This is a genomic window from Hymenobacter crusticola, from assembly GCF_002154225.1.
GTDB lineage: Bacteria > Bacteroidota > Bacteroidia > Cytophagales > Hymenobacteraceae > Hymenobacter > Hymenobacter crusticola.
In genome coordinates this window covers 1-15,486 of record NZ_MTSE01000025.1, presented here as the reverse complement: position 1 = coordinate 15,486, position 15,486 = coordinate 1, and the positions used below count along the sequence as shown (strand labels likewise).

Annotated in this window: 14 protein-coding genes and 1 riboswitch; of the genes, 6 read left to right on the top strand and 8 right to left on the bottom strand. The window is 57.4% G+C overall.

All coding sequences use genetic code 11. The features are described 5' to 3' along the window. Positions 1 to 100 precede the first annotated feature (100 nt). From BXP70_RS24860 to gltX, 3 genes are all read left to right on the top strand, one after another. Positions 101 to 487: a RidA family protein gene (locus BXP70_RS24860; protein ID WP_086596835.1), complete on the top strand. Its 387-nt coding sequence runs from the start codon at positions 101 to 103 to the stop codon at positions 485 to 487. A 95-nt stretch (positions 488 to 582) separates the two neighbouring features. After that, positions 583 to 768, top strand: a complete 186-nt coding sequence (locus tag BXP70_RS24855) for a hypothetical protein (RefSeq protein WP_086596834.1) — start codon at positions 583 to 585, stop codon at positions 766 to 768. A 122-nt stretch (positions 769 to 890) separates the two neighbouring features. Next, complete coding sequence (gene gltX / locus BXP70_RS24850) at positions 891 to 2,438, top strand: glutamate--tRNA ligase (RefSeq protein WP_086596833.1); 1,548 nt, start codon at positions 891 to 893, stop codon at positions 2,436 to 2,438. 87 nt (positions 2,439 to 2,525) lie between these two features. On the opposite strand, the gene BXP70_RS24845 is transcribed toward gltX, so the two are convergent. After that, positions 2,526 to 3,401 carry a sugar phosphate isomerase/epimerase family protein gene (locus BXP70_RS24845; protein ID WP_086596832.1) on the bottom strand — a complete coding sequence of 292 codons (876 nt, stop codon included), beginning with the start codon at positions 3,399 to 3,401 and terminating at the stop codon, positions 2,526 to 2,528. A 205-nt stretch (positions 3,402 to 3,606) separates the two neighbouring features. Here BXP70_RS24845 and BXP70_RS24840 point away from each other — a divergent pair, with 205 nt between their 5' ends. From BXP70_RS24840 to BXP70_RS24825, 3 genes are all read left to right on the top strand, one after another. Continuing rightward, positions 3,607 to 4,176, top strand: a complete 570-nt coding sequence (locus BXP70_RS24840) for a gluconate 2-dehydrogenase subunit 3 family protein (RefSeq protein ID WP_086596831.1) — start codon at positions 3,607 to 3,609, stop codon at positions 4,174 to 4,176. Next, on the top strand, positions 4,163 to 5,878 hold the full coding sequence (locus tag BXP70_RS24835) for a GMC oxidoreductase (protein WP_086596830.1): 1,716 nt from the start codon (positions 4,163 to 4,165) through the stop codon (positions 5,876 to 5,878). Before BXP70_RS24840 ends, BXP70_RS24835 begins: the two co-directional genes overlap by 14 nt. A gap of 598 nt (positions 5,879 to 6,476) precedes the next feature. Beyond that, positions 6,477 to 7,892, top strand: a complete 1,416-nt coding sequence (locus BXP70_RS24825) for an alpha-L-fucosidase (RefSeq protein ID WP_086596828.1) — start codon at positions 6,477 to 6,479, stop codon at positions 7,890 to 7,892. Between the two features lie 9 nt (positions 7,893 to 7,901). On the opposite strand, the gene cobC is transcribed toward BXP70_RS24825, so the two are convergent. The 7 genes from cobC to BXP70_RS24790 all read right to left on the bottom strand — a co-directional run bounded on the left by cobC (position 7,902) and on the right by BXP70_RS24790 (position 15,321). Then, entirely contained in the window at positions 7,902 to 8,480 is a 579-nt protein-coding gene (gene cobC / locus BXP70_RS24820; protein ID WP_086596827.1) for an alpha-ribazole phosphatase family protein, read from the bottom strand. Then, complete coding sequence (locus BXP70_RS24815) at positions 8,465 to 9,259, bottom strand: adenosylcobinamide-GDP ribazoletransferase (RefSeq protein ID WP_086596826.1); 795 nt, start codon at positions 9,257 to 9,259, stop codon at positions 8,465 to 8,467. The genes cobC and BXP70_RS24815 overlap by 16 nt, the downstream gene beginning before the upstream one ends. A gap of 3 nt (positions 9,260 to 9,262) precedes the next feature. Further along, positions 9,263 to 10,309: a nicotinate-nucleotide--dimethylbenzimidazole phosphoribosyltransferase gene (gene cobT / locus BXP70_RS24810; protein ID WP_086596825.1), complete on the bottom strand. Its 1,047-nt coding sequence runs from the start codon at positions 10,307 to 10,309 to the stop codon at positions 9,263 to 9,265. Continuing rightward, positions 10,306 to 10,938, bottom strand: a complete 633-nt coding sequence (locus tag BXP70_RS24805; protein WP_086596824.1) for a cob(I)yrinic acid a,c-diamide adenosyltransferase — start codon at positions 10,936 to 10,938, stop codon at positions 10,306 to 10,308. The genes cobT and BXP70_RS24805 overlap by 4 nt, the downstream gene beginning before the upstream one ends. A 22-nt stretch (positions 10,939 to 10,960) precedes the next feature. Further along, positions 10,961 to 11,464, bottom strand: coding sequence for a bifunctional adenosylcobinamide kinase/adenosylcobinamide-phosphate guanylyltransferase (locus BXP70_RS24800; protein ID WP_086596823.1), 504 nt, complete (start codon positions 11,462 to 11,464; stop codon positions 10,961 to 10,963). A gap of 228 nt (positions 11,465 to 11,692) precedes the next feature. After that, positions 11,693 to 13,915, bottom strand: coding sequence for a TonB-dependent receptor (locus BXP70_RS24795; protein WP_086596822.1), 2,223 nt, complete (start codon positions 13,913 to 13,915; stop codon positions 11,693 to 11,695). A gap of 191 nt (positions 13,916 to 14,106) precedes the next feature. Further along, a complete protein-coding gene (locus BXP70_RS24790) occupies positions 14,107 to 15,321 on the bottom strand; it encodes an ABC transporter substrate-binding protein (RefSeq protein ID WP_086596821.1) in 1,215 nt (404 codons plus the stop codon). 30 nt (positions 15,322 to 15,351) lie between these two features. Then, a riboswitch (cobalamin riboswitch) is annotated at positions 15,352 to 15,486 on the bottom strand. This riboswitch is flagged as partial in the annotation.

The window sequence follows — 15,486 nt, the reverse complement described above, 5'->3', positions numbered from 1 at the left end:
AGCAGTTTAGGTGCCCATCCATTATGCTTCCCCTGACCTTGTGCTGGTTAACGCTTACTTTGCGCCTCACAAATTTTTAACTACACCAAGCTCCTGCGTTATGGCCAACACCATTGTTTATTCCGACCAAGCACCTGCTCCTATTGGGCCGTACAGCCAAGCTATTCAGGCTGGCAACACCATTTACGTTTCGGGTCAGATTGCCTTAGATGCAGCCACGGGCCAGCTAGTCGGCGACGGCGACGTAGCCGCCGAAACGCACCAGGTGATGCGCAACCTACAAGCGGTGTTGGGCGCGGCCGGCTATACCCTCACTGACGTGGTGAAGTCCAGCATCTTCGTGAAAGACCTCGGCAATTTTGGTTTGATCAACGAAATCTACGGCAGTTACTTCTCGGCTGATTACGCGCCGGCCCGCGAAACCGTGGAAGTGGCTCGCTTACCCAAAGACGTGCAAGTGGAAATTTCTTGCATCGCCGTGAAGTAGTGAGCCGGTGAGATGGAAAAAATGAGTGGAACCGGTGTGAAAATGCAGCTACTCCGGCATCTACTCTTTGCTTCACCATCTTACCTACTCACTTTATGAAAGAGCTCGGACTTGGCCTTTTCCTACTTGGCTTATTATCACTGATTCTGCCCTTTTTTGGCGTTCACCACATGCTGCTGACCTGGATTGACGAATGGGGACCCACTGTAGCCTGGGCAATCCGGGGTGGTGTAACGCTGGTTGGGCTCGGGCTCTACCTAGCTTTCCGCAACAGAGACTAAAAAGTGGCTGAGTGGCTGAGTAAACAAATTATGTACTCCGTCACTCAGCTACGCAGTCACTCATTACTCTTCCGTACCTTTGCGCCGCGGTTTTGGACTGATTGAGGCCGCAACCTATTTGTATGGAGAGAGAAGTACGGGTGCGTTTTGCACCTAGCCCTACTGGTCCGCTGCACATTGGCGGCGTGCGCACTGCGCTGTATAACTATTTGCTGGCCCGCAAGCTAGGCGGCAAAATGCTGCTGCGCATCGAGGACACCGATCAAAATCGCTTCGTGCCCGGCGCGGAAGAATACATCCGCCAGAGCTTGGAGTGGTGCGGCATTGAGCTAGATGAAAGCCCCTGGGTGGGTGGTCCGCACGCGCCGTATCGGCAGAGTGAGCGGAAGCCTATGTACATGCAGTACGCCCAGCAGCTCCTCGACAGCGGCCATGCCTACTATGCCTTCGATACGCCCGAAGAGCTCGACGCCTTGCGTGCGCGCCTGACGGCCGCCAAAGTGCCGAACCCGCAATATAACTCCATCACCCGCAGCCAGATGCGCAACTCGCTCACGCTGCCGGAGGACGAGGTAAAGCAGCTGCTCGATAGCGGTACGCCTTACGTAATTCGCCTGAAGGTGCCGCGCAAAGAAGAAGTGCGCTTCAATGACCTGATTCGCGGTTGGGTAGTGGTGCACTCCTCGGCCATTGATGATAAGGTGCTGATGAAGTCGGACGGCATGCCGACCTACCACCTAGCCAACATCGTGGACGACCATTTGATGGAAATTACGCACGTGATTCGGGGCGAAGAGTGGCTACCCTCGGCGCCGCTGCATGTGCTGCTGTACCGCTATTTTGGCTGGGAAAGCACCATGCCACAGTTTGCCCACTTGCCGCTGCTGCTCAAGCCCGACGGCACCGGCAAGCTCAGCAAGCGCGACGGCGACCGGCTCGGTTTCCCGGTGTTTCCTTTGGAATGGCACGGCGTAGATGCCGAAACGGGCCAGCCAACGGTGAGTAGCGGCTACCGCGAAGGCGGCTACCTACCCGAGGCGTTCATCAACTTCCTAGCTTTCTTGGGCTGGAACCCCGGCACGCAGCAGGAGTTGTTCACGATGCAGGAGCTGATCGAAGCCTTCACGATTGAGCGCGTGAGCAAGTCGCCCGCCCGCTTCGACCAGAACAAAGTGCGGTGGTACAACGAGCAATACCTGCGCGCCAAGCCCGACGCGGAGCTAGCCCAATATCTGGTAACGGAGCTCAACGAGCAAGGCATTGGAGTTGATTATCCCGCTGATAAGCTAGAGCAGATTGCTGGCCTCGTGAAAGAACGCGCCACGTTCTCCGCCGACCTAGCCCGCGAAGCGCAGCTCTTCTTTGAGCGCCCCAGCAGCTACGATCAGCAGGTAATTAGCAAGAAGTGGAACGCGCAAGTGGCCGGCGGCCTCACGGAGTTTGCGAAGGCACTTCCTGCCGCTACCGATACGACACCTGATGGCATCAAGGCACTCTTGACGCAAGTGCTAGAGCAGCAAGGCATTAAAATCGGCCAGGTGCTGCAAGCCTTGCGTGTGACTGTAACAGGTGCTAGTGCGGGCCCTGACCTCATGCACATCATGAGCATCCTAGGTCCGCAGGAAACGGCTGAGCGCATTGAGCTTGCCGTGAGCCAGTTGCCGGCCTAGGTCCAACGATACTACCTAGCTTCAAAGAAAAAGCACCCGGCACTAGTGCCGGGTGCTTTTTCTTTGAAGCTAGGTAGTGCAGCAGTCTTATGACAGTAAGCTCTTCTTGATGTACGCCGCGCTTTGCGTAATACTCTTGTACGCGTCCATGGCGAAGTACTCCTGCTCCATGAAAATGTGCTTCACCCCAGACGTGGAAGCCTGCTGGAAGATCTTCTTGAAATCGATGGTGCCGTTTCCTATTTCGGTGTTATGCTCGGGGTCGGCTTTTTCCATGTCTTTCACGTGCCACATGGTGAAGCGCTTCGGGTGCTGCGCAATTAGCTTGAGCGGATCTTGCCCAGCGCGCACCACCCAGTAGATATCCATTTCAAAATCGACGAGTGCGGGGTCTGTTTCCTTCAGCAACACATCGTAGAGCATGGTGCCGTCAACGGGCTTGAACTCAAAGTTGTGGTTGTGGTAGGCTAGTTTCAGGCCCGCCGCTTTGCACATCCGACCGGCCTCGTTGAGTTTGCCGGCTACGCGCTTGAGGTCATCAACTTTAGTCAGCGACTTACTGTCCATGGAAGGCACTACAACGTAAGCCTGACCGCAAGCCTTGGCCGCTTCAATAGCCGCTTTCAGACTATCTTGGCTAGCGCCGCTGATGAAATCATCTAGGCCATAATGCCCGGCGGATGTTGTTAACCCATTGGCTGCTAGCACCGATTTTAATTCCTTCGCGCTCAAGCCCCAGAAGCCCTTGTCTTTGCTGTAGCCGTACGTTTCCACCTCTTGGTAGCCCGCTTTGGCAACTTTGGCTAGCACCCCTTTGGGGTCCTTGTCGATATACTCCCGTAGGGTGTAGAGCTGCAACCCCACTTTGAGCGAAGAAGGCGCGGCCAGTAGCAGACCAGGATTCATCAGGGAAATGGCTGAGAGCAAGCCGGCTTGCTTTAAAAAATCTCTTCGCTGTGTCATAAGGAGTTGAGGTGGAATAAAGGGAGAAAAAGGGCGTTCGGGCAGGCGATGCGCCAGCGCTACTACTGAGCCCCGCAGTAATAGCGCACGGCAATGATATACATATTTTGCCACGAATGCTGCACGGCCACTCACCTCAGCACCCATGCTTTATGACAGAAAATCTGTAGCTTACACGTCCTAAACATCCCTACGCTCACGTACTATGAACCGGCGTACAGCTCTTAGAAACCTAGCTTTTGTGACGGGCACAGCCGTGGTACTGCCCGCCTGTTTTCACGAGGCTGTCCAGGAAGCTCCGGCTTCTATTTCGCTCCGGCACTTGCCGGTGAGCGCCAGCCAAGAAGCCCTTCTGGCTGAAGTATGCGAAACCATTCTGCCGAAAACAGACACGCCCGGTGCCAAGGACCTAAGGCTGCACCTGTACGTGCTGCGCATGCTCGACGATTGCGGCAAACTAAAAGACCAGCAAGCTTTTCTGAACGGCCTGAAGCAGCTGGACAACGCCGCACACCAGCAGCACAACCTAGGCTTCGCGGCGTGCACTCCGCAGCAAAAGCTAGCCATGCTACGGGGGCTCGATCAGCAGAAAGGCTCCCCTACCGACCTAGCGCACTTCTATCACACAACGAAGCGCTTAGCGGCGGCGGGCTATACGAAGAGCAAGTATTTCATGACCCAAGAAGTTGTGTATGAGCTAGTGCCGAGCCGTTACAATGGCTACTTCCCCACCAAGAAACTTGACCTAGCCCGCAAGCACCATGGCCAATCTTAATATCGACAGCATTAAGGCGCGCACGTTCGATGCCATCGTGATTGGCTCGGGCATAAGTGGCGGCTGGGCAGCCAAAGAGCTCACCGACAAAGGCTTGAAAACCTTGGTAGTGGAGCGCGGCCGGGACGTAAAACACATCAAAGACTACCCGACGACCAACCTGTATCCGTGGGAGTTTGCGCACAACGGTGAAATACCCCAGGATATTCAGAAAGCCAACCCCGTTATCAATCGTTGCTACGCCTTCAGGGAGGACGCGATGCACTTCTTTGTGAAGGATGCCGAGCATCCGTACGTGCAGGAAAAGCCGTTCGACTGGATTCGGGGCTACCAAGTGGGAGGCAAGTCGCTGATGTGGGCTCGCCAGACGCAGCGCTGGAGCAACTTCGATTTTGAAGGCCCGGCCCGCGACGGGTTTGCCGTCGACTGGCCCATCCGCTACCAGGACCTAGCGCCGTGGTACAGCTACGTAGAGAAGTTTGCAGGCATCAGCGGCCACGCCGATGGCTTGCCGCAGCTACCCGATGGCGAATTTCTGCCGGCCTTCCCCCTGAATTGCGTGGAGGATTATTTCAGCAAGCACGTCAAGAGCAAGTACGCTAATCGTCACGTTATCAGTGCGCGTTGTGCCCACCTCTCGGAGCCGAAGGCTATTCACGCGCAGCAAGGCCGGGGGCAATGCCAAAACCGGACACTCTGCCAGCGCGGCTGCCCATTTGGGGGGTATTTCAGCAGCAACTCGTCTACTATTCCGTGGGCAATGCGCTCGGGGCACCTGACGCTGCGGCCCGACTCAGTGGTGCATTCTATTTTGTACGACGAGCAGCAGGGCCGCGCCACGGGCATCCGCGTGCTAGATGCCCATACCAAAGCCGTGACGGAATACTACGCGCCTATTCTGTTCGTGAATGCGGGCGCGTTGAATACCAACTTATTGTTGCTGAACTCCATATCGCACCGTTTTCCGCAGGGGCTAGGTAACGACAACGGTTTATTGGGCAAGTTTGTGGCATTCCACAACTACAGCGCCCGGATCAGCGCCGAATACGAAGGGTTTCAGAACTTGACCACGGACGGGCGCAATCCGGCGGGTGGCGGCTACATCCCGAGGTTCCGCAACGTGTTTAAGCAAGAAACCAACTTCCTGCGGGGCTATGCCGCTGGTTTTGGCGCTTCTCGTTATTTCGGTTCGGATAGTGATGGGCTAGGTGCCGATTTCAAAAAGAGCCTAGAGAATCCGACGCTAGGTCCTTGGCAAGTAGGGTCGCACATGATGGGCGAAACCATTCCGAAGGAAACCAACTACGTGCGCCTCGACCCCAAGCACAAGGATGAGTGGGGCATGCCGCTGCTGTCGGTTTCGGTCGCCTACGACGACAACGACGCCAAGATGAAGCAGGACTTCTACGAGCAGTTTACGGAGATGTACACGAAGGCCGGCTTCACCAATATCAAGACGATCAACTCCAAACAGGCGCCGGGCCTTGATATTCACGAAATGGGCGGGGTGCGCATGGGCCACGACCCTAAAACGTCGCTGCTCAACAAGTGGAACCAGTTGCACGCCTGCCCCAACGTGTACGTGACCGACGGGGCCTGCATGACCTCGACTTCCACCCAAAACCCTTCGCTGACCTACATGGCGCTTACGGCGCGGGCAGTAGACCATGCCGTGCAGGCCGCAAAACGGCGCGACGCGTAAGCTGAAGCACAGCAGGCCTTTGCCAAAAATGCCCGGCCCTATGGTTGGGCATTTTGCGTGTTGGTCCTTACCAAGCGCTGCCGGCGTTCACCTATAGCTTCATTACCGACGGTAGCGCCATCAAAGCTTCCTGGGCTTTACTGAGGGCTACAAGCTCGCCACTATCATCGGACGACCCACGGCCGGTACCAACGGCAATAACAGCATTTTTTGGACCGGCATGGAGGTGGACAAGCACGACGGTAGCCAGCACCACGGCGTGGGCATCCAATCAAGTACCTACCTAGAGAAAATCATCTAGATGCGCGAAGGCTGCGACGAGTTTTTGGGAAAAGCCATTGAGCTAGCCAACGCCAACTAGCGGCAGCACGGCTCTGAGCCTAGCTAGTTATTTACTCGACTGAGTATGCTCTAAACCCAAATGTTGGTCAGATCTTGTAAAAGCAGCTATTACATTGCCGAAAGTGGTTGCAGAAAAGCCAACAGTTCAGCATCAGTATACAGTCAAGTGGTATATAATAGCCTAACCTTAGTATATAATGGTTAGGTTTGACAGCGTTCTTAATGCTTTCTTCGCCATACCCTTAGGCCTTTCGCTATGCTTTTTCGCCCCTACTCGCTCGCTGTTTTTCTGCTCCTATGCCTCGCGTGGCCTACTCTGCTACCCGCGCAACCGACTACGGCGGGTAGTAGTGCAGCCAACCTAGGCCAGCTGCAGCAGCAATTCGTCGACCTGCGTTTCGGCATGTTCATTCACTTCAACATTCCGACGTACATGGATCAGGACTGGCCGGATCCGGAGGCGTCGCCGGCGCTGTTTAACCCCAAGAAGCTCAATGCCACGCAGTGGGCAAAGGCCGCCAAATCGGCCAACATGAGTTACGGCTGCCTGACCACGAAGCACCACAGCGGCTTCTGCATCTGGGATACCAAGAGCACCGACTACAGCGTGATGAACAGCCCGTACAAGAAGGATGTGGTACGGCAGTTCACCGATGCGTTTCGGGCCAATGGCCTGAAGGTCATGCTCTACTATTCCATCCTGGATACGCACCACAAGCTGCGGCCCAACCAGATTACGCCCGCGCACATTGCCATGATCAAGACGCAGCTAACCGAGCTGCTGACCAACTATGGTAAGATTGAAGCCCTGATTATTGACGGCTGGGATGCTCCCTGGTCGCGTATTTCCTACGACGACGTGCCCTTCGAGGACATTTATACCCTCGTTAAGTCGTTGCAGCCTGATTGCTTGGTGATGGACTTGAACGGCGCCAAGTACCCCGCCGAAGGACTCTACTACACCGACATCAAGACTTACGAAATGGGTGCCGGCCAACGCCTAGCTCCTGGCAGCAAGCGCATGCCTTCACTGGCGTGCTTGCCCATCAACAGCGCTTGGTTCTGGAAAACGGACTTCCCCACAGTGCCCGTGCGCGACCCCGCCAAGCTGGTAAACGAGACGCTGGTGCCGCTCAACGAAAACAGCTGCAATTTCATTTTGAACGTGGCCCCCAACCGCGACGGCCTCATCGATGAGAATGCGCTGGCGGGGTTGAAAGAAATCGGGAAGCTCTGGAAAAACGCGGGTCCGACCACCAAGCTTTCCGCGTTGGAACCGCCCATCATTGCCAGCAACCTAGCGAAGAACCAAGCCGCTAACTCCAGCTGGAGCGACGACATGAACATCATGGACTTTGCCAACGACGATGACTACCACTCCAGTTGGCAATCCAACAAAACAGTAAAGCAGCCCTGGTACGAAATCGACTTCAAGAACGAGCGCAGCTTCAATACCATCGTGGTAGCCGAGCAGAAAGCCAATATCACCGACTATGCGCTCGAATACTGGAACGGCGTGGCATGGAAGCCGCTGTTCAATGGCACCAACAGCACCAGCATCAAGCTCCACCGCTTTAGCCGGGTGTGGGGCAGCAAGGTGCGCATGCGCATCGACCGCTACGACCACCAGCCCTCCATCGCCGAATTTCAAGTGTTCGATGAGCGGCGTTAGAAGTTGGTGCTACCCATTGAGCCCTAGCACTTGCCAGCGCTCATGCTGCCACTTCAAGCGGGTGATAGAACCGTAGTCGATGCCGAGCTGAAAGGCGTTTTGCAGTGGAATTTGCAGGCAGTGGCACACCAACGCCCGGATGGTACCGCCGTGTGTAACAACCAAAATGGGCTCCGAACCTAGGTCGGCGCTTACCAACTCGGTCAGGAAAGCCGCGGCGCGCTGCTGCACCGCCCCAAACGTTTCGCCTTGCGGTGGGGCGAGCGTTACGTAGTCGGCCATCCAGGGGGTAGTTTCGGCGGGCGGCAGGTCGTTCCACAGGCGGTTTTCCCAGGTGCCAAAGTGCATTTCGCGCAGGCGTTCGTCGGGCGTGATGTCCGTTGCCAACGCTTGGGCCAGTGCAAGGCAGCGTTGAGCGGGACTACTAAAGGTGCGGTAGCCGGAGGGTGAAGGAGAGACTAGGCGCGTCAGTTTAGCTTGCAGCTGAGCTGCTTCCGCCGCAAAGGTGTCAGCCAGCGGTACGTCGCAGTGGCCGTAGCAGAGGCCTGCTGCCTGCACAGCCGTATGGCGAATCAGATAAACTTCCATGCAAAACCAGCCAGGAGAAACAAGTAGATAACGACCTCAGCCACTTGCTGAATGGCCCCGAGACAGTCGCCCGTGTAACCCCCTATCCAACGCTGAAAGTAGTTGGCTAGCCCGCGCTGAACCACTATTAGGGGCAGCAGCACCAAAAGCAGTAGCGGGCGCTGATACCAGACGACGTAGCAAAGTAGTGGCAACAAGCCAAGCAGCCAGCCAGCCGCTAAGTCAGCAACCCCTAGCTTTTTCGCCACGGGCTTGGCCTTGCTGTCTTCGTTGGCGCGGGCGTAGTGGTGGGTGAAGATGCTGGTGAGGGCCGTGGCCCGGCTCAGCGGGTGAGCCAGCAGCAAGGCAGCACCAACCGTATTGGGCGGCAGCCCGCGCAGAGTTAAGAACTTCAGCGCGAGCAATAAACCTAGCCCCGTCGCGCCGTAGGTACCCAAGCGGCTGTCCTTCATGATTTCGAGGATCTTCGCCTTGGTCCAGCCGCCACCGAAGCCGTCGCACACGTCGGCAAATCCGTCTTCGTGGAAGGCGCCGGTGAGCAGAATGCTCGCCACCATGCTCAGGAGCAACGCCACATCGGCGTTGCGAAAAACGACGTTGGCTCCTAGCCACACGCCCGCCGCCACGCCGCCCACTAGCCAGCCAACTAGCGGGAAGTAGATCGTGGATTTGTTCAGCAGCTCATCGGAGTAGCCCACCCAGCGCGGCACTGGCAGGCGGGTGTAAAACTGCACGGCCAGCAGCAACAGGCGCAAGTGGTGGCGCAGGAAGGCTATCATATGCTAGGTCGCGGAGTCGTCGCTCACACCGGCGCTGGCAAAGGAAGCCATTTCGTTTAAGAAGTTCACGGCCGCCTGCACCAGCGGGTAGGCCAGCGCGCAGCCAGTACCTTCCCCCAGCCGCAGCCCAAGGCGCAGCAGCGGCTCACCACCTAGCTCCGCTAGCAGCACCCGGTGCCCCTGCTCGCCCGATTCGTGACAGAACACACAATACGCCAAGACATTTGGTGCCAGTCGAGCGGCAACTAGCAGCGCCGCCGTCGCAATAAAGCCATCAATGAGTAGCAGCATGCGGTGCTCGGCCGCCCGCAGCAACGCGCCGCACATCTGCGCAATTTCAAAGCCGCCGAAGGTGGCTAGTGCGGTGAGCGGATTGGAACCTACCGTCGGGTAAGCATCTACGGCGTTGGTCAAGATGGCCAGCTTACGGGTTAGGCCCGCTTCGTCGAGGCCAGTGCCGCGCCCCACACACGCGGCCAGCGGCTGATCCGTGAGGCGGTGCATGAGCACGGCGGCCGACGACGTGTTGCCAATGCCCATTTCGCCCACCCCCAGCACATTGCAACCGCTGGCGTGCAGCTCATCGGCGAGGCGGGCGCCACGCTCAAGCGCCTCGGTGCACTGAGCAGTCGTCATGGCGGGAAAGTGCGCAAAGTTCTGGGTGCCCTCAGCTATCTTTTCGTTGCGCACCGAAGCTAGGTCAGCAAAGCTGCCCCGCACCCCGGCGTCTACGATGGTCAGATCAAGCCCATTCTGGCGGCAGAACACGTTGATAGCCGCACCACCCTGCGCGAAGTTGCGCACCATCTGGTGCGTCACCTCGGGCGGGTATTGGCTCACACCGGACTGCGCAATGCCGTGGTCGGCGGCGAACACCACCACGTGCGGGCGGTGCAGCGCCGGGGTCAGGGTTTGCTGCACCAGCGCAATTCGGTGGACGAGGGTTTCTAGCTGCCCAAGCGCGCCGAGCGGCTTGGTTTTGGTGTCAATTTTCTGCGTAATAGCTGCGGCCAAACCTAGGTCTGGCGCGATGACGTTCCATCTGTTCACGCGGTAGGCTCGTCGGTGGGGGTAGCCGTCGCGGCGTCAGGAGCAGCAGGCTCTTCGGCCTTCTTAAAACGCTTATAAAGAAAAAGCTGCCATTTCTCCTCGGCTACGCCGGCTTTGTCCATCTCGGCGCGGGCCAGGGTGAAGAACAAGTCGGAGAGGCGGTTGATATAGGCCGGAATGGCTGGGTGCACTTCATCCTCCGCCATCAGGGTCACGAGGCGTCGCTCGCCCCGGCGCATTTGGGTGCGCACCACGTGGCACAGGGCCGATATTTCGTTGCCGCCCGGCAGCAGAAAGTAGTCAGAAGGCGAAGTCATCTGACTTTCCAGCGCATCAATCCACTCCTCGCAAAACTGCGCGCCATCTTCTGGCATTGGATTCGGGTTGATTTTCTTGGCCGTAGAAGGCCGCGCCAAGTGCGACATCATGTCCATCAGATCTTTTTGAATCCGTTGGAGATTAGGCTGCCAAGCGTGCGTTTCACCTAGCTTCACGCGCAGCAAACCTAGGGTGGAGTTGGCCTCGTCAAGGGTGCCGAAGCACTCCACCCGCACGTCGTCCTTCGATACCCGTTGGCCGCCGAACAGGCCGGTGGTGCCGGTATCGCCTTTTTTGGTGTATATTTTCATAAAAGCTTTGTCAGTCAAAAAGTTACTTCACTGTCAGGGGCAGTCCCGATACCATAAAAATGGCGTGGTCGGCACGCTGGGCAATGTGCTGGTTTAGCCAGCCTTGGAGGTCCGTGAACTTACGACCCGCTTCATTTGAGGCGTGCAAGCCCATTCCGATTTCGTTTGAAATTACCAGCAGCGTGCATTCTTGCTTTAGCAACTGGTCAAACTCCGCCTTCGCCTGGCGCAACGATTCGGCTACGTCGTAGTTGGTATCGGTGAAGAAGTTCGTGAGCCAGAGCGTCACGCAATCGAGCACAACGGTACGACCAGCTAGGTCGAGGCGGCTCAGGTGCTTTTCCTCCTCTAGCGTCGTCCAGCGGTCGTCGCGGTCCGAAACGTGCCGGGCAATGCGTTGGCGGTGGTCATCGTCCCAGGCCCGCGACGTAGCCAGGTACACCGGGCTAGGACTGAGCTGCAACGCTAGGTCCTGCGCGTAGCGACTTTTGCCCGAACGCTGTCCGCCGGAGATGTAGTAGAGCATAAGGAAGAAAAGAAAACAGTAAGCAGAATTAACCTAAAAGGTGTAGATGAAGATGCTGTCAGGACCTTTTGCCAGCCTATTGAACGTCATGCTGAGCTTGCCGAAGCATCTCTATCGCCAAAGTATATTATTTACCATGGCGGGAGAGATGCTTCGGCAAGCTCAGCATGACGTTCTTCTAGTGGCATTCACACGACCTAGGCAGTCTGCTAACTGGCCCGCTAGTTCTTAGAAGTTGATGGCGTAACGGCCCGAAACGTTACGACCGGGCAGGTTGTAGCCGCGCTTCTCGTAATAGTTTTCGTTGGTTAAGTTATTCACGAGCAGTGAGATGGTGTGCTTGCCCGCGAAGGTATAACCGACCGAAAAGTCGAGGGTCATGTAGCGTGGATAAGTGATTTGGGGCGATTTCACATCCGTGAAATCGGTGTCTTTGCGGTAGCCAGCATAGTGACCGGTCAGGCGAGCATTCAGGCCGTTCTGTGTATTGCCGTACACCACGCCGTAGTTGCCGCTCAGCTTAGCCACGTTGAAAATATCCCGCTTCGTTTCGGAGTTATCCAGGTTGTTGGTCACGTCCTGAGCCTTGAAGATCTTCGTGCCGCCGGCGAACACGCGCAGCGAGTAGCGGTTATCGGCGAGGGCGCCAAAGTCATACCCTAGCTCCGTTTCCAAGCCGCGGATCTGGCTGTCGTTGGCATTCACGTAGGTGGTGCGGGAAGCAACCATGTAGCCCTCGGGCGTCGTCTCGCCCACGGGGTTAGCGGTGCGGGTGGTGATGCGGTTACGCACCTGAGTAGCAAAGTACGTCACGTCGGCCGAGAAGCCGGTGGTCGGCCGGCCGAAGCGCACGCCTGCATCCCAGGTCACACTGTTTTCGTTCTTCAGGTCAGCATTGCCCTGCGTGATAGACACTTGGCGGTTGGCATTAGGGCTGGTCTGGGAGTAGCCGGCTACGTTGTAGGCATCCGGGGTCACATAGGCACGGCCGATGGTGGCGTGTGCCCGCAGGCCATCGAACAACTCGTACTGAGCGCCGAGGCTAGGGCTGAAGAACGGGTTGGTGGTTTTGCCAGGGGTGAACGTGGTGAGCAGGTCAGTTTGCTTCACGTTGTAAGTAATGAAATCGTAGCGCACGCCGGGCGTCACGATCAGCTTGTCTTCCAGCAAGCTCAGCTGCCCTTGCGCGTAAATGCCGGTCGTATTCAGCTCGTAGTTGGGGTTAAATGGAGCTAGGTTGGCGCCGGTAGCATTGTAGCGCAGCGAGTTGCTGGTCGCCTCGTTGTGGTCGAGGCCCACCGTGATGCTCTGCCGACCTATCTTGATAATATCCTTCACCTGAATGCCCTTCCACAAGTACTGGCTCTGGAACGAGCGGTACGGCGCGATGGGCGTGTTGCCGGTGTAGAGCGTATTGTTGTTGTTCGTCTCCTTAGAAGTGTAGGCGCGCACCAGCAGTTGGTGGTGGTCGTAGTCGGCGGTTACACCCATGTCGAGGTTGTAGCGCTCAATATCCTTGGTGGTGTTACCTAGGTCGCCGTAGTACACATCATTGGGCGACTGCACGTTGCGCGCCAAAAACGACTCACCCCGTACGTCCACGCGCCAGTGCTTGCTAAGTTGGTAACCTAGGCGCAGCGCCCCCGAGTAGTAGTTGAGCTTGGTGTAGCGGCGACGCTGCCCGTCGGCGCGCTTGTCGTCGGTGCTCAAAGAGGTGCCGTCAGAATACAGCTTCGTCGCTTCGTCGCCGTCGAGCCACTTCCGGAAAATACCACCCTTCCCGAGCTTGTAGTCCTGCGCGCGGTCGAACATGGAGAAAGACAGGTCAAAATCGAGCTTCTCGGTGAGGTTACCACCCGTGGCGCCACCTAGCTTAATGGTTTGGTAGCTACCGTATTCCGTGAACAGCGACGAGCGCACCGCCCCGCGCGACTGGCGCGTAATCACGTTCACAACGCCGCCCATCGCCTGCGAGCCGTACAGCGCCGAGGCGGGCCCTTTCAGCACTTCTATTTGCTGCACACTACCTAGGTCGAGCGTGGCGAGGTTGGTGGTACCGGCGGGTCGGCCATCGACGAGCAGCAGCGCCCGTTGGTTGAGGCCACTGCTCTGGGGCCGGAAGCCACGAATGCCCACGCCCGCCAGCAAGCCAGGGTACTGAATTACATCGACCGAAGCATTCTTCTTCAGCACGTCGGTAAACTCCTGGGCAGGAGTGGCGCGCAAATCCTTCTGGGTAATCACCTGAATCTGCTGGGGCAGCTTCGCGCGCTCGGCGTTCGAGCGAGTCGCCGTCACGACTACCTCACCCAGCTGCTGCCGATTCAGCGTGTCGGCCAGTACCTGCGCCTGCGCGCCTTGCACCGTGCCCACGAGGAGCACTGTACCCAACATGAGCTTGATTTCGATGCGAGTAGCTTGGTTACGACGGCGTAAAAGTTTTTTCTTCATGGGTTTTGCCGGGAAAGCCGGCCAGGGGAAAGTAAAAAGAAGGCTGACGAACAGCCACTTGGTTGCGGGTGAATGGGTTGACCTGCGCTCGGAGTCGGCCGAAATGTGCCAGGCAGCATGCCTAGGTCAGAAAGGACATACAGCGAAAAGGCACGCAGACTACATTGGAAGCTAGGCTGGCGAGGCAGGGCTTACTGAACTGGCTTGTAGTAGTAGAGTTGCCACTTGGGCAGTAGCTCGGGGTGCAGGATCTTGATCAGATCCGACAGCACTACGTCGGGGCGCACGGCGCCCGACTCCCAGTAGTCGTTGGAGCCCTGCGCGTTTGTACGCTTGTTATTATTATAGAGCCGATTGCTTTTGAACGGGGCGAAGGCCGCGTAGCGTGCATCTTGGGCCGTGATATCGGTCTTGGTGTTGGCCGAGCCAGTTTGCAGCCAATAGTCTGCGCTGAGCGCCACGGGCGACACCGTTTCAAACGACAGGGCGAGGCTACCCTGGGGTGATTTGGTCTTGTCCCAAGCGTATGTGGTGCCCGCGTCGCGCAGAAACTGCGCCATGTAGCTGTCCATGTCGGGCACGTGCCACACGTCCTTAAATGGCAGACCGACAACTACTTTGGGTTTCTTGGGGGCTTTCTGGCCGAGGGCAGCTAGGCGTTGGTAGTCACGCACCACTTGGCCAAACTTCTGATTGACCAAGTCTTCCTTGTTGAGCAGAGCGGCCATCACCTTCACCCACTCCGCCCGACCTAGGGGCGTCGACTCAACCCACTCAGAATTGATCATCACGGGCACGCCGGCTGCTTGCAGGGTTTGAAAGCGACTGAGGCCTTGACCAGGCCAACCAGTGCTCATCACTAAGTCGGGGTGCTGGGCGATAAGTAGCTCATTATTAAGCTCTCGTCCCTGCCCGGCGTTGATAATCTTGCCCTCGGCAATGCGCTGCCGCACCCGCGGTGCCGAAGCGTATTTGAAGTCACCTAGGCCGACAATTACATCATCGGCCCCTAGGAAATCGGCCAGCGCCACGTGCATCGACGACAGCGCCACCAAGCTGCGAATGGGCGTTTGGATGACAACCGCATCGGTGTAGCCAGCCGGCCGACTAGCCCCACGGGGCACCAGCAGATAGCGCGTAGACGTCGTCTTCTGCTCGAAAGGGCTCAGGATGGTTATTACCTTACAGCCACCTACGTAGCTGATGGTAAAGCCCTTGGCAAACTGAACCGTCGTTCGGCCGCGTACGGCGGACGTCGCTACCGCTTTGGCAGCGGGGCGAGCCGACGCAACCTGGCTGTAGCCTGGCAACGAAGCCAGCAACAGCCCCGCTAGCGCCGTGCGGCGAAAAAGAGAAATAATGGACGGTCTCCCGACCGAGCCGGGAGCAAACAAGGAGTAGAGCATGGTACAACGAGCCTTTCTGCCGAAAGCTGTGACTGTATGTTGCAAGCGGCAGGTCTTCTGACTTCCCCGCCCGTCGATGGCCTTCCCGTTTCAGGTTGAAACAGTGGCCCGTAAGGTATCGACGGGGTTTTGAGGGGGTTACAGCAGCGGAGACTGTTCCGGATT

Excerpts from the sequence above, each read along its gene's own strand:
- BXP70_RS24845 (WP_086596832.1), bottom strand. The coding sequence starts at position 3,401 with ATGACACAGCGAAGAGATTTTTTAAAGCAAGCCGGCTTGCTCTCAGCC.
- gltX (WP_086596833.1), top strand. The coding sequence starts at position 891 with ATGGAGAGAGAAGTACGGGTGCGTTTTGCACCTAGCCCTACTGGTCCG.
- BXP70_RS24825 (WP_086596828.1), top strand. The coding sequence starts at position 6,477 with ATGCTTTTTCGCCCCTACTCGCTCGCTGTTTTTCTGCTCCTATGCCTC.
- BXP70_RS24795 (WP_086596822.1), bottom strand. The coding sequence starts at position 13,915 with ATGAAGAAAAAACTTTTACGCCGTCGTAACCAAGCTACTCGCATCGAA.
- BXP70_RS24805 (WP_086596824.1), bottom strand. The coding sequence starts at position 10,938 with ATGAAAATATACACCAAAAAAGGCGATACCGGCACCACCGGCCTGTTC.
- BXP70_RS24860 (WP_086596835.1), top strand. The coding sequence starts at position 101 with ATGGCCAACACCATTGTTTATTCCGACCAAGCACCTGCTCCTATTGGG.
- BXP70_RS24790 (WP_086596821.1), bottom strand. The coding sequence starts at position 15,321 with ATGCTCTACTCCTTGTTTGCTCCCGGCTCGGTCGGGAGACCGTCCATT.
- BXP70_RS24835 (WP_086596830.1), top strand. The coding sequence starts at position 4,163 with ATGGCCAATCTTAATATCGACAGCATTAAGGCGCGCACGTTCGATGCC.
- cobC (WP_086596827.1), bottom strand. The coding sequence starts at position 8,480 with ATGGAAGTTTATCTGATTCGCCATACGGCTGTGCAGGCAGCAGGCCTC.
- BXP70_RS24800 (WP_086596823.1), bottom strand. The coding sequence starts at position 11,464 with ATGCTCTACTACATCTCCGGCGGACAGCGTTCGGGCAAAAGTCGCTAC.
- BXP70_RS24840 (WP_086596831.1), top strand. The coding sequence starts at position 3,607 with ATGAACCGGCGTACAGCTCTTAGAAACCTAGCTTTTGTGACGGGCACA.
- BXP70_RS24815 (WP_086596826.1), bottom strand. The coding sequence starts at position 9,259 with ATGATAGCCTTCCTGCGCCACCACTTGCGCCTGTTGCTGCTGGCCGTG.
- BXP70_RS24855 (WP_086596834.1), top strand. The coding sequence starts at position 583 with ATGAAAGAGCTCGGACTTGGCCTTTTCCTACTTGGCTTATTATCACTG.